The sequence below is a fragment of the Kitasatospora sp. NPDC040550 genome, assembly GCF_055594965.1.
The window spans coordinates 9636-23431 of record NZ_JBVIWC010000024.1 but is presented as its reverse complement, the minus strand read 5'-3'; the positions used below and the strand labels follow the sequence as shown (position 1 = coordinate 23431).

General features: G+C 74.4%; 9 protein-coding genes. 1 reads left to right on the top strand and 8 read right to left on the bottom strand.

The genetic code is table 11. The features are described 5' to 3' along the window. Nucleotides 1-173: 173 nt before the first annotated feature. Nucleotides 174-4907, top strand: coding sequence for an ATP-dependent helicase (locus ACZ58X_RS29905; RefSeq protein WP_470336702.1), 4734 nt, complete (start codon nt 174-176; stop codon nt 4905-4907). A gap of 73 nt (nt 4908-4980) precedes the next feature. Here ACZ58X_RS29905 and ACZ58X_RS29900 read toward each other — a convergent pair whose 3' ends face one another. The 8 genes from ACZ58X_RS29900 to ACZ58X_RS29865 form a co-directional block, all read right to left on the bottom strand. Next, a complete protein-coding gene (locus ACZ58X_RS29900; protein ID WP_470336701.1) occupies nt 4981-5274 on the bottom strand; it encodes a hypothetical protein in 294 nt (97 codons plus the stop codon). Nucleotides 5275-5349: 75 nt separating this feature from the next. Beyond that, a complete protein-coding gene (locus tag ACZ58X_RS29895) occupies nt 5350-5718 on the bottom strand; it encodes a helix-turn-helix domain-containing protein (RefSeq protein WP_030290911.1) in 369 nt (122 codons plus the stop codon). Between the two features lie 318 nt (nt 5719-6036). Next, nucleotides 6037-6522, bottom strand: coding sequence for a CinA family protein (locus tag ACZ58X_RS29890; RefSeq protein WP_375889416.1), 486 nt, complete (start codon nt 6520-6522; stop codon nt 6037-6039). Between the two features lie 18 nt (nt 6523-6540). Continuing rightward, a complete protein-coding gene (pgsA, locus tag ACZ58X_RS29885; RefSeq protein ID WP_470336700.1) occupies nt 6541-7179 on the bottom strand; it encodes a CDP-diacylglycerol--glycerol-3-phosphate 3-phosphatidyltransferase in 639 nt (212 codons plus the stop codon). Continuing rightward, a complete protein-coding gene (rimO, locus tag ACZ58X_RS29880) occupies nt 7176-8681 on the bottom strand; it encodes a 30S ribosomal protein S12 methylthiotransferase RimO (RefSeq protein WP_470336699.1) in 1506 nt (501 codons plus the stop codon). The genes pgsA and rimO overlap by 4 nt, the downstream gene beginning before the upstream one ends. Before the next feature lie 97 nt (nt 8682-8778). Beyond that, nucleotides 8779-9639, bottom strand: a complete 861-nt coding sequence (locus tag ACZ58X_RS29875; RefSeq protein ID WP_470336698.1) for a helix-turn-helix domain-containing protein — start codon at nt 9637-9639, stop codon at nt 8779-8781. 329 nt (nt 9640-9968) lie between these two features. Beyond that, a complete protein-coding gene (locus tag ACZ58X_RS29870) occupies nt 9969-12668 on the bottom strand; it encodes a DNA translocase FtsK (RefSeq protein WP_470336697.1) in 2700 nt (899 codons plus the stop codon). Between the two features lie 148 nt (nt 12669-12816). Then, entirely contained in the window at nt 12817-13452 is a 636-nt protein-coding gene (locus ACZ58X_RS29865; protein ID WP_360245486.1) for a response regulator, read from the bottom strand. Between the last annotated feature and the right edge of the window lie 344 nt (nt 13453-13796).

The window sequence follows — 13796 nt, the reverse complement described above, 5'->3', positions numbered from 1 at the left end:
CCACGCCCTCCGCTCATCGGTCCGGTCTCGGTCACGGATTGATCACGCGCCCGATTTCTCACCATATGAGCGGATCATCATTCCCGCCCCCGCAGCTACACCCACCCCCGGCACTCACCCCGTAACGCCCCACCAACACCCCACTTGTCAGCCCCACCCGGCACCATGGGGGCATGGCGCCCCCGCACCCGACCCCACCCGGCGACCCCACCACCCCCGGCGACCCCGCGGACCCGCTGGCCGGCTTCGCCCCCGCCACCCGGGCCTGGTTCACCGGCGCCTTCTCCGCCCCCACCGCCGCCCAGTCCCAGGCCTGGCAGGCCATCCAGCGGGAGACCGACGTCCTGGTGGTCGCCCCCACCGGCTCCGGCAAGACGCTCGCCGCCTTCCTCGCCGCCCTCGACCGCCTGAGCAGCACCCCGCCCCCCGCCGAGCCCAAGCGCCGCTGCCGGGTGCTCTACGTCTCCCCGCTCAAGGCCCTCGCGGTGGACGTCGAGCGGAACCTGCGCGCCCCGCTGACCGGCCTGCGCCAGGCCGCCGTGCGGCTGGGCCTGCCCGAGCCCGAGGTCCAGGTCGCGATCCGCTCCGGCGACACCCCGGCCGCGGACCGCCGCCGCTTCGCCACCCACCCGCCGGACATCCTGATCACCACCCCCGAGTCGCTGTTCCTGCTGCTCACCTCGGCCGCCCGGGAGGCCCTGCGCGGGGTGGACACGGTGATCCTGGACGAGGTGCACGCGGTCGCCGGCACCAAGCGCGGCGCCCATCTGGCCCTCACCCTGGAGCGGCTGGACGAGCTGCTGGACCGCCCGGCCCGCCGGATCGGCCTGTCCGCGACGGTCCGCCCGGTCGAGGAGGTGGCCCGCTTCCTCAGTCCGCAGCGCGGCGCGGTCGTGGTCCAGCCGCCCTCCGCCAAGGAGTTCGCCCTCTCGGTGGTCGTCCCGGTCCCCGACCTGGACGACCTGCCCGCGGCTCCGGCCACCGGCGGCGCCGCCGACTCCGACCCGCAGCGCCAGGCCTCGATCTGGCCGCACGTCGAGGAGCGGATCGTCGACCTGGTCGAGGCGCACCGCTCGACCATCGTCTTCGCCAACTCCCGCCGCCTGGCGGAGCGCCTGTGCAACCGGCTGAACGAGATCGCGTACGAGCGCGCCACCGGCGCCGCCGCCCCCGAGGCGCACGCCCCGGCCGCGCTGATGGGCGGCTCGGGCGCCGCCCGGGGCGTGCCCCCGGTCATCGCCCGGGCCCATCACGGCTCGGTCTCCAAGGAGCAGCGCTCCCTGGTCGAGGAGGAGTTGAAGGCCGGCCGGCTGCCCGCCGTGGTCGCCACCTCCAGCCTGGAGCTGGGGATCGACATGGGCGCGGTGGAACTCGTCGTCCAGGTCGAGTCCCCGCCCTCGGTCGCCTCCGGCCTGCAACGGGTCGGCCGGGCCGGGCACCAGGTCGGCGCCGTCTCCACCGGCGTGTTCTTCCCCAAGTACCGGGGCGACCTGGTGCAGTCCGCCGTGGTCACCGAGCGGATGCGGGAGGGCCGGATCGAGGCGCTGCGGATCCCGCGCAACCCGCTGGACGTGCTGGCCCAGCAGTTGGTCGCGATGACGGCCCTGGACACCTGGCCGGTGGACGAGCTGCTCACCGTGGTCCGCCGCGCCGCGCCCTTCGCCACCCTCCCGCAGTCCGCCTTCGACGCCGTGCTGGACATGCTGGCCGGCCGCTACCCCTCGGACGCCTTCGCCGAGTTGCGCCCCCGCCTGGTCTGGGACCGCGTCGCCGGCACGGTCACCGGCCGCCCCGGCGCCCAACGCCTGGCCGTCACCTCCGGCGGCACCATCCCCGACCGCGGCCTGTTCGGGGTCTTCATCGCCGGCTCGACCGGGTCCGATTCGGCGGCCGGGCAGAAGAAGGGCGGCGGCCGGGTCGGAGAACTCGACGAGGAGATGGTCTACGAGTCCCGGGTCGGCGACGTCTTCACCCTCGGCACCACCTCCTGGCGGATCGAGGAGATCACCCACGACAAGGTGCTGGTCACCCCCGCCCCCGGCGTCCCCGGCCGGCTCCCGTTCTGGAAGGGCGACACCCTCGGCCGCCCGCTCGAACTCGGCCGCGCCCTGGGCGCGTTCACCCGCGAGCTGGGCGCGCTCGCGCCCGAGGCCGCCACCGCGCGCCTCAAGCGGGCCGGCCTGGACGACTGGGCGGCCGCCAACCTGCTGGACTACCTCGCCGAGCAGCGGAAGGCCTGCGGCCACCTCCCCGACGACCGCACCATCGTGGTCGAGCGCTTCCGGGACGAACTGGGTGACTGGCGGATCGTCATCCACTCCCCCTTCGGCGCCCAGGTGCACGCCCCCTGGGCGCTCGCCCTCGGCGCCCGGCTGCGCGAGAAGCACGGCCTGGACCCGCAGGTCATGCACGCCGACGACGGCATCGTGCTCCGCCTGCCCGACGCCGACCTGCTCTCCCCCGACTTCGATTTCAGCGGCCCCTCGGAACAGGCGGGTTCCGACGAGGCCCCGGTCGGCGCCGACGCCGCCCTGTTCGAGCCGGACGAGATCGAGCAGCTGGTCACCGAGCAGGTCGGCGGCTCCGCCCTGTTCGCCTCCCGCTTCCGCGAGTGCGCCGGCCGCGCCCTGCTGCTCCCCCGCCGCAGCCCGGGCCGCCGCACGCCGCTGTGGCAGCAGCGCCAGCGCGCCGCCCAACTGCTCGAAGTCGCCTCGGAGTACGGCTCGTTCCCGATCGTCCTGGAGGCGGTCCGGGAGTGCCTCCAGGACGTCTTCGACGTCCCCGGCCTGGTCGAGCTGATGGCGGACCTCGAATCCCGCGCCGTCCGCCTGGTCGAGGTCACCACCCCCGAGCCCTCCCCCTTCGCCCGCTCCCTGCTGTTCGGCTACGTCGCCCAGTTCCTCTACGAGGGCGACTCCCCGCTCGCCGAACGCCGGGCCGCCGCCCTGTCGCTGGACTCCCGGCTGCTGTCGGAGCTGCTCGGCCAGGCCGAGCTGAGCGAGCTGCTCGACCCGCAGGTGCTCGCCGAGCTGGAGGCCGAGCTCCAACGCCTCACCCCCGAGCGCCGGATCAGGGACGCCGAGGGCGTCGCCGACGCGCTGCGCCTGCTCGGCCCGCTCTCCGAGGCCGAGTTGACGGCGCGCGGTGCCGAGCCGCTCTGGCCCCTGGAGCTGGAGGCCGCCCGCCGGGTGATCCAGGTCCGGATCGCCGGCGAGCAGCGCTGGGCCGCGATCGAGGACGCCGGACGGCTGCGCGACGCCCTGGGCACCCCGCTGCCGGTGGGCGTCCCCGAGGCCTTCACCGAGCCGGTCAAGGACCCGCTGGGCGACCTGCTGGCCCGGCACGCCCGCACCCACGGCCCGTTCACCGCCGCCGAGGCCGCCGCCCGCTACGGCCTCGGCACCGCCGTCGTCACCGGCACCCTGCAACGGCTGACCGCCGCCGGCCGGCTGGTCCAGGGCGCCTTCCGGCCCGCCGAGAGCCACACCGCCACCGCCGAGTGGTGCGACGCCGAGGTGCTGCGCCGGCTGCGCCGCCGTTCGCTGGCCGCGCTGCGCCAGGAGGTGGAGCCCGTCCCGCCGCGCGCGCTGGCCGCCTTCCTCCCGCAGTGGCAGCACCTGGCCGGCCACCGGCTGCGCGGCCCGGACGGCCTGCTCCGGGTGGTCGAACAGCTCCAGGGCACCGCCCTGCCCGCCTCCGCCCTGGAGAAGCTGATCCTCCCGGCCCGGCTCGCCGACTACTCCCCCGGGCTGCTGGACGAGCTGACGGCAGCCGGCGAGATCGGCTGGTGCGGCGTCGGCGCACTGCCCGGCAAGGACGGCTGGCTCAGCCTGCACCTGGCCGAGAACGCCCACCTGCTGCGCCCGGAGCCCGTCCCGCCCGCGCTCACCCCGCTGCACAGCGCCCTGCTGCGGGCCCTGGCGGGCGGCTACGGCCTGTTCTTCCGCCAGCTCGTCCAGCAGCTCCCGGAGGAGACCCCGGAGCCCGAGGTCGTGACGGCCCTCTGGGACTTGGTCTGGGCCGGTTACGTCAGCAACGACACCCTGGCCCCGCTGCGCGCCCTGCTCGGTTCCGGCCGGACGGCGGGCGCGACCGCCCACCGCGCCCCCCGGGCGACCCCGCGCGGCCGCTACGGCGGCGCCGGCCGCGCCTTCGGCCGGGAGGGCGGAGCACTGCGCAGCGGCCCGCCGACGGTGGCCGGGCGCTGGTCCCTGCTGCCCTCCTTCGCCGGCGATCCGACCGTCCGGGCGACGGCCCGGGCGCAGAGCCTGCTGGACCGGCACGGTCTGCTGACCCGCGGCACGGTGGCCGCCGAACGGGTGCCCGGCGGCTTCGCCGGGGTGTACCGGGTGCTCGCCGCGATGGAGGAGCGCGGCCGGGCCCGCCGGGGGTACTTCGTCGAGGGCCTGGGCGGTGCCCAGTTCGCCATGGAGGGCGCGGCCGACCGGCTGCGCTCGGTCAACAGCCGGCTGGAGCGGGCCCGGGCCACCGAGTGGCCGGCCGCACCGGCCGCCGAGCCGCCGCAGCTGCTGGTGCTGGCCGCCGCCGATCCGGCGAACGCCTACGGCGCCGCGCTGCCCTGGCCCGAGCCGCCCGCCGCCGCGGGGGCCGCGGACGCCAAGGCGCACCGCCCGGGCCGCAAGGCGGGCGCCCTGGTGGTCCTGGTGGACGGTGAGCTCGCGCTGTACGTGGAGCGGGGCGGCAAGTCGCTGCTGGCCTGGCCGGAGGACGACGCGACCCTGGCCCTGGCCACCGGGGCACTCGCGGGGGCGGTCCGCGCGGGCGCGCTCGGCAGCGTCACGGTCGAGCGGGCCAACGGCGGGCCGGCCCTGGGCTCCGAGCTCGGCCGCGCCCTGGAGGAGGCCGGCTTCCACGCGACCACCCGCGGGCTCCGGCTGCGCCCCTAGCCAGGGTCCGCCCGGAACCGGAGAGCGCGGAGGCCGCGGAGTCAACGACCCCGCGGCCTCCGGTCACGTCTGTTCACCCGATCGGCGGAGGCGGCGCCTCCACTCGGCCGACTGCCTCCTCGCGCCCGCTCGGGCGCCGGGCCGGTCCGGTCGCGTTCCGGTCGGCATGGACCGGGATCAGACCGAGTCCCCAGCCGCCGGCCGCCAGCAGGCCGAGCACCGCGCCGTCGGCGAGCTGCCCACGGACGGCCACCAGCCACCAGGCGAGCCCGCCCGCGAGTGCCACCAGGACCCAACGGGCCGGCCAGGGCACCAGGCGCCGCAGCCGTATTCGGGCCACCGCGCACACCGTCGCGAGTCTCCGCACGACCGCCCTCCTCCGCTCGCCCCGGGGTTCCTCGGGCCCGTCGTGGGACGGGCACCCGGGAGGTGCGAGGCCGGGTCAGGCAGCGACCACGTCCATCGCGGCGGCCTTGGGCGACATGTTCGCCCGGTCGGCGCCGGGGGCGGGCAGCGGAACCGGTTCGAGTACCGGCCTCAGCAGATCACCTTCGGAGAGGGTGGCCATCGCCGCAAGTTCGGCGAGCGACAGTTCGTCGCTGACCTCGCGCATGACCTCGGACATCCGGACGTCGAGTGCGTCGCAGATGGCGGAGAGCAGCTCCGAGGAGGCCTCCTTCTGTCCCCGCTCGACCTCGGAGAGGTATCCGAGCGAAACCCTGGCGGCCGCCGACACCTCGCGGAGTGTGCGGCCCTGGCGCTGGCGCTGCCGACGCAGTACATCGCCCAGTAGGCGACGGAGCAGGATCATCGGTGCCTCCCTCCTCGGACTGCGGATCGAGATGTCACGCCCCCACCGTACCGCCTTGCCCGCTTCGCGTGCGGGGACCCTGGTCGTGTTCACTCTGGGCTGCAAGGCCGTCCCCCTCCTCGTGCCGGTGTCCTACCCGGGTTCGCGGGCCCCTCGTGGTACCCGCCTCGGCCCGCCCGGCCACCGTCACGCAACTCGTTCGCCACCTGGTTTCTGCCCAACCAGGCCGTTGGATGTAACACGATCCTCCAGCTGTGTCATACCCCGCGCGCCGGTTCGGCAGATCTCGGTTGGGTGGAGATCCGTCCGCGGGCCCCGTCATCGAGCGAGCCGGCCGACGAGCAGCTCCAGCGCGGCGGTCACCGCGCCGTGACGGATTGTGGCACGGGCGCCCGACAGCAGGGGCGAACTGACCAGAGTTCCCCCCGGGCCGGCGACCGCCAGGTGTACCGTGCCCACCGGCTGCCCGTCCTGCGGCTCCGGACCGGCCACGCCGGTCGTCGCGAGCCCGTAGGTGGCCCCCAGCAACCCGCGTACGCCCTCGGCCATCTGCCGGGCCACCACCGGGTGGACCGGACCGTACACGTCCAACAGGCCCTCGTCCACACCGAGCACCGAGGCCTTCACCTCGGTCGCGTACGCGGTGACCGACCCGCGGAAGGTCGCGGACGCCCCGGGGACGTCCACCAGGGCGGCGGCGAGCAGCCCACCGGTCAGCGACTCGGCGACGGCCAGCGTGCCGCCCTCGGCCCGCAGCGCCGCGTGCGCCCGCTCGGCCAGCCCGTACAGCTCGTGGTCCGTCACCCCGGCCCCCTCCGTCCGCTAGCGGTCCGCGTGCTCCGCGGTCATGCCCTCGCGGCGCAGGCGCAGCGCCTGGCCGATGTAGTCCAGCGCGGTGCCGACGGTCAGCAGCACCGCCGCGGCCATCAGGACGGCCCGCCCGGTGGCCAGCCAGCCGGTCAGCGGCAGCACGTACATGCCGACCGCCGTGCCCTGGGTCAGCGTCTTGAGCTTGCCGCCGCGGCTGGCCGGGATGACGCCGTAGCGGATCACCCAGAAGCGCATCAGGGTGATGCCGAGCTCGCGGGCCAGGATCACCACGGTGACCCACCAGGGCAGGTCGCCCAGCACCGAGAGGCCGATCAGCGCCGAGCCCATGATCGCCTTGTCGGCGATCGGGTCGGCGATCTTGCCGAAGTCGGTGACCAGGCCCTTGCGGCGGGCGATCTCACCGTCGAACAGGTCGGTGATCATCGCGATCGCGAACGCCGCCCAGGCGACCGCGCGCCACTTGGGGTTGTGCCCGTCGTCGGCGAACAGCAGGGCCACGAAGACCGGGACCAGCAGCACCCGGACCATGGTGAGCACGTTGGCGATGTTCCAGACCCCCGGCGCCGGCGGAACGGCGGCCGCCGGTCTGCCCGGGTGGGCCGCGGCCGGGGCCCCGGGCCCCTTGGTCATTCCCCGGCTCCCGGAGCCTCGGCCCCCGACGTCGCGGGCCGTCGCACCTGTTCCAGCGCCTCGGCGATCAGGTCGACGCCCTCGCTGGCCACCACGGTGGCCCGCCAGAACTGCCCGACCCGCGGGTCCTCGACGCCGTGCAGGGTGGTCAGGCCGTCCGTCTCGGGCGCCTGGTGGGCGGAGCGGCCCTCGACCACGCCGTCCTCGATCGACTCGATCAGCACCTCGACCTCGGTGCCGATCCGCTGCTCGGCCCGCTGGGCGGTCATCTCCTCGGCGAGCCGGCTCAGCCGGGCCAGCCGGTCGGCGACGACGTCCTCGGGCAGCTTGCCGTCGTAGGTGGCCGCCTCGGTGCCGTCCTCGTCGGAGTAGCCGAAGACGCCGATCGCGTCCAGCCCGGCGTGGGTGACGAAGCGCTCCAGCTCGGCGAAGTCCTCCTCGGTCTCACCGGGGAAGCCGACGATGAAGTTGGACCGGGCGCCGGCCTGCGGGGCCTTGTCCCGGATGGTCCCGAGCAGCTGGAGGAACTGGTCGGTGGAGCCGAAGCGGCGCATCCGGCGCAGCACGGCGGGCGCCGAGTGCTGGAAGGACAGGTCGAAGTAGGGCAGCACGTCGGCGGTGCCGGTCATCGCGTCGATCAGGCCGGGGCGCATCTCGGCCGGCTGCAGGTAGGAGACCCGCACCCGCTCGACGCCCTCGATCGCGGAGATCTCGCCGAGCAGGGTCTCCAGCAGCCGGATGTCGCCGAGGTCCTTGCCGTACGAGGTGTTGTTCTCGCTGACCAGGACGATCTCGCGGACGCCCTGCCCGGCCAGCCACTGGGCCTCCTGCAGGACGTCGGAGGGGCGGCGGGAGATGAAGGAGCCGCGGAAGGCGGGGATGGCGCAGAAGGAGCAGCGCCGGTCGCAGCCGGAGGCGAGCTTGACCGAGGCGACCGGGCTGTCGTCCAGCCGCTTGCGCAGGGTGCGCGGGCCGGAGGCCGGGGCGAGGCCGTCGGGCAGGTCGCTGATCGGCTCGGCGGCGGCCTCGGCGCCGTGGCCGGGCAGCGCGACGGACTCGGCGGCGGACTGCCGCTCGGCCGGGCTGATCGGCAGCAGCTTGCGGCGGTCGCGCGGGATGTGCGGGGCGTGGTGGCCGCCGGAGAGGATGGTCTGCAGGCGGTCGGAGATGTCGGAGTAGTCGTCGAAGCCGAGCACCCCGTCGGCCTCCGGCAGCGCGTCGGCGAGCTCCTTGCCGTACCGCTCGGCCATGCAGCCGACCGCGACGACGGCCTGGGTGCGGCCGTGCCCCTTGAGGTCGTTGGCCTCCAGCAGGGCGTCGACGGAGTCCTTCTTGGCGGCTTCGACGAAGCCGCAGGTGTTGACGACGGCGACATCGGCCTCGGCGGCATCGTCGACGAGCAACCAGCCGTCGGCTTCCAGTCGCCCGGCGAGTTCCTCGGAGTCCACCTCGTTGCGGGCGCATCCGAGCGTGACAAGGGCGACAGTGCGGCGTTCAGGCATAGGGCCAAGATTAACGCGCGGCCTCCGGTGCCGTTCGCCCCGGAGGCCGCGTGCCACGGATCAGCTGATCATCGACGGCCCTCGGCGGGCCCTGTGGTCAGCCCGCCTGCGGGTCGCCGGGGGTGTACGTGACGTGCACCACCTGGCCGTCCTTGCCGAGGACACCGAGGTCCTTGCCGTTGACGTACGCGTGCACGGCCCCGCCGTTGCCGAGCACCAGCTTGATCTGCTTGGGGTCGGTGAAGGTCTGGTCCTGGCCGTCGCTGATGTTGTTCTGGAACAGCGACTTGCCGCTGCCGTCCGTCGCGGAGACCCAGCTGGTGCCCTCGGCGACCAGCTTCACGGTGACCTTGTCGGCCGGGACGGCGGCGATCGCGGCGGCGCTCGGCGCGGGCGCCGGCGGCTGGACGGTCGGCGTGGCCGGGGCGACCGAGCCGGTGCCGGAACCGCTGGGCAGCGGCGCGCTGGCCGAGCCGGTGGTGCCGTGGCCGCTCTTGCCGCTGACCAGGTTGAAGCCGATCAGCGCGACCACCGCGACGATCGCGGCGACCATGGCGGCCGCCCAGTTCGGCCGGCTGCGGCCGGGCACCTTGATCGGGCCGCTGTCCATCAGCTGGGTGGCGGGGCGCTTGGAGGCCGGTGAGCCGCCGTGCGCGGCGTCGTAGCGGGCGACCAGGGCCTCGCCGTCCGCGCCGACCGCCTGGGCGATCGCGCGGATGTGCCCGCGGGCGTAGAAGTCGCCGCCGCAGCGGTCGAAGTCGTCCTCCTCGATGGCATGGACGATCGGCACCCGGACACGGGTGGCGGTACTCACCTGGTCCACCGTGAGTCCCGCCTCGAGACGGGCGGCGGACAGCACCCGGCCGATGCTCGGGGCATCGGCCGCCTGCACCACGTCGTCGGTCGGCTCGACGGATGACGGGGCGTTCTCGCGGTCGGAGGACTTGCCGATGGTCACGGGGCACGCCTTTCGAGCGGATGGCCACCTGCTGGAGAACAGTCTAGGGGCGCGGGCGGATCGTTTCTCAAGCGGAACGGGACCGAATGCGCGTGCCCGCCCCGGCCGGGCGCCGGCCCCCCGCTGAACGGTCGTCAGCGAGGGCGGGCCGGGGAACCCGGAGTGCGCTTTCCGGCCAGTGACGCCGCGTACGCACATTCGGTTCCCCGTACCGCGCCTACCCTCCTCCGAACGAGTGAACCCACCCGGAGGGCACGCCCCGTCAGCCCTGCGGGGCCGGTCCCGGGCCCCGGCTCAGCCCCGCGGCCGGCGCAGCCCGGCGGCCCGGCTCAGCCCCGCAGGGTGACCAGCACGCCGTCCAGCTCGTCCGGCTTCACCAGCACGTCGCGGGCCTTGGAGCCCTCGCTCGGGCCGACGATCCCGCGCGACTCCATCAGGTCCATCAGCCGGCCCGCCTTGGCGAAGCCGACCCGGAGCTTGCGCTGGAGCATCGAGGTCGAGCCGAACTGGGTGGAGACCACCAGCTCGGCCGCCTGGATCAACAGGTCCAGGTCGTCGCCGATCTCCTCGTCGATCTCCTTCCTGGGCCCGCCCCCGACCGTCACGTCGTCCCGGTAGACGGCGGACAGCTGGTCCTTGCAGTGCTGCACCACCCTGGCGATCTCCGCCTCCGTGACGAAGGCGCCCTGCATGCGGATCGGCTTGCTCGCACCCATCGGGAGGAACAGCGCGTCGCCCTTGCCGATCAGCTTCTCCGCGCCGGGCTGGTCCAGGATGACCCGGGAGTCGGCCATCGCGGAGGTCGCGAAGGCCAGCCGGGACGGCACGTTGGCCTTGATCAGGCCGGTCACGACGTCCACCGAGGGCCGCTGGGTGGCGAGCACCAGGTGGATGCCGGCCGCGCGGGCCAGCTGGGTGATCCGGACCACCGAGTCCTCGACGTCGCGCGGCGCGACCATCATCAGGTCGGCCAGCTCGTCGACGATCACCAGCAGGTACGGGTACGGCCGCAGCTCCCGCTCGCTGCCCAGCGGCGGGGTGACCTTGCCGGCCTTCACCGCCGCGTTGAAGTCGTCCACGTGCCGGAAGCCGAAGGCCGCCAGGTCGTCGTAGCGCAGGTCCATCTCGCGCACCACCCACTGGAGGGCCTCGGCGGCCTTCTTGGGGTTGGTGATGATCGGCGTGATCAGGTGCGGGATGCCCTCGTACGCGGTCAGCTCGACCCGCTTGGGGTCGACCAGCACCATCCGCACCTCGTCCGGGGTGGCCCGGGCGAGGATCGAGGTGATCAGGCAGTTGATGCAGGAGGACTTGCCCGCGCCGGTGGCGCCGGCCACCAGGATGTGCGGCATCTTGGCGAGGTTGGCCATCACGGTGTGGCCCTCGACGTCCTTGCCCATGCCGACGACCATCGGATGGGTGTCCTCGGCGGCCGTGCGCGAGCGCAGCAGGTCGCCGAGGTTGACCATCTCGCGGTCCCGGTTGGGGATCTCGATGCCGACCGCGGACTTGCCCGGGATCGGGCTGATGATCCGCACGTCCGGGCTGGCCACCGCGTACGCGATGTTCTTGGCGAGCGCGGTGATCCGCTCCACCTTGACGGCCGGGCCGAGCTCGACCTCGTAACGGGTGACCGTCGGGCCGCGGGTGAAGCCGGTGACCTTCGCGTCCACCTTGAACTCGGCGAAGGTGCCGGTGAGCTGGGCCACCACCTCGTCGTTGAGGGCGCTGCGGGCCTTGGCCGGGCCGCCGCGCTCCAGCAGGTCGAGCGAGGGCAGCGCGTAGGTGATCCCCTCGCCGAGCTGGAGCTGCTCCATCCGCACCGGGGCGGGGCCGTGCTCCGCGGGTGCCCCCGGGCCGCCGCTGCGGGCGGCCGGGACGGCGGGCTCCTCCGGCGCTGCGGTGAGGTCCTTGACCTGGTGCATCATGTCCGCCACCGCCGAGGAGGCGGGCACCCCGTAGACCAGGGCGCCGTCCAGGTCGGCGGCGGCGCCGGCGGCCAGGTCGCGGGTGGCGTACGGGTCCAGCGGCTCCTGGTCCAGTGGCTCCTTGTCCAGGGAGATGCGGCGGACGGCCTCCGGCTGCCCCTCGTCGTCCTCGACGGACTGCTTGCGCCGGCGGCGGCGCCGCCGGGCGCCCACCTCGTCGAGGGGGCCGTCACCGTCGGTGTCGACGGTGTACGGCAGCGCCTCGGGGTCGGCGTCCTCCGGCGGATCGGTGGACGGCTCGTGCTCCGGCGTGCGCCCCCAGCGCAGCTGGTCCTCGGGCCCCGGCTCGACCACGCCGAGCCTTATCCCCAGCCCGCGCACCCGCTCGCCGATCCGGTTGACCGGGGTCGCGGTGACCACCAGCAGCCCGAAGAAGGCCAGCAGCAGGAGCAGCGGCACGGCCAGCACCGCACCGGCGGCGGCCATCATCGGGGTCGAGGCGGCCCAGCCGATGATCCCGCCCGCCGCCCTTATCCGGGAGGCGCCGCTGCCCATGGTGGGAGCGCCGCAGCCGATGTGGACCAGGCCGAGGATGCCGATCAGCAGGGTGCTCAGCCCGATCACGATCCGGCCGTTGGCCTCCGGCAGCTCCGGGTGGCGCCAGAGCCGGATGGCGATCGCGGCCAGCAGGAACGGCACCAGCACGTCGAGTCGCCCGAACAGCCCGGACACCACGGCGGTGGCCGCCCCGTTCAGCCAGCCCTCCGAGCTGAACCAGGTGCCGGCCGCGACCACCAGCGCCAGCGCGAACAGCAGCAGGCCGATGCCGTCCTTGCGGTGGTCCGGGTGGAGGTTCTTGGCGCCGTCGCCGAAGCCGCGGAAGATCGCGGCGATCGGGCTGGCGAGGGCGTTGAGGGCGCCCATCACGAGCCCCCGGCGCGGCGGGGGCGGCGGGGCCGACTTGGCCGCCGTCCTCTTCGCGGGGGCCCGGCGGGTGGCCGCCTTCTTGGCGGGCGGCTTGCCCGGGGCCTTGGCCGCGGCCTTCTTGGACGGTCCCGGACTCGGTTTGCGTGCGGCGTTTCCGGGCGTACGAGTGGCCATGGGTCAGCAGCCTACCGGGGCAGGGGACCAGTGCCCACGCGGCCGAGCCCGGGCGACGGGACGTGTCGCAGACACACCGTCACGCTGACCAGGTTTCACCCGGGCGCAGCAGCAAACCACCCGGAAGAGTGAACATCCGGGGGTCGACCTACGGCGTACCGGGGCGCATCGCGTCGAGGGCCCGGCGCAGTCCGGCGAGCTTGCGCTCCAGGTGCGCCGCGGTGGCGGCCACCCCGGCGTCCTCGGCCCCGTCCAACTGCTTGCCCAGCGCCTCCGCCTGCTCCTCGACCGCCGCCAGCCGCGCGGACAGCTCGCCGAGCAGCGCCCCGCCGAGGGCCGGCTCGCCGCCGCCCGCCTCCAGCTGCAGCCGCAGCAGCGCGGCCTGCTCCTTCAACTGGCAGTTCTTGACGTACAGGTCGACGAAGACCGAGACCTTGGCGCGCAGCACCCACGGGTCGAAGGGCTTGGAGATGTAGTCCACCGCACCGGCCGCGTAGCCGCGGAAGGTGTGGTGCGGGCCGTGGTTGATCGCGGTCAGGAAGATGATCGGGATGTCCCGGGTGCGCTCGCGGCGCTTGATGTGGGCGGCCGTCTCGAAGCCGTCCATCCCGGGCATCTGGACGTCCAGCAGGATCACCGCGAAGTCGTCCGTCAGCAGCGCCTTGAGCGCCTCCTCGCCGGAGGCGGCGCGGACCAGCGTCTGGTCCAGGGCGGAGAGGATCGCCTCCAGCGCCAGCAGGTTCTCCGGCCGGTCGTCGACCAGGAGGATCTTCGCCTTCTGCATCGGGGCTCGCCCTCCTGTCGCCTGCCTGCCGCCCGGTGCGGGCACTCGCGTACTGCCCACCGCTACCCCGGTCATGCTAGCCGCACCCCCTCGCCCGGCACATCGCTCCGTCGGGACCCGATCCGGAGCGGCGCACAGCCGGTGCTCCGGCGCACGCTCAGCAGCATGTCGCCGTCCGGTCACTGTTCGCAACGCTCGGTGACCCTACCGGGTTCCCGGGCCGGTCCGCCAGCAAACCGGCCGACCGGCAGGGGGGGGGGGAAGGGGGGGGGGGGGGGGGGGGGGGGGGGGGGGAGGGGGGGGGGGGGGGGGGGGTCAGGCAGCAACAAGCCCCCCAAAAAAAA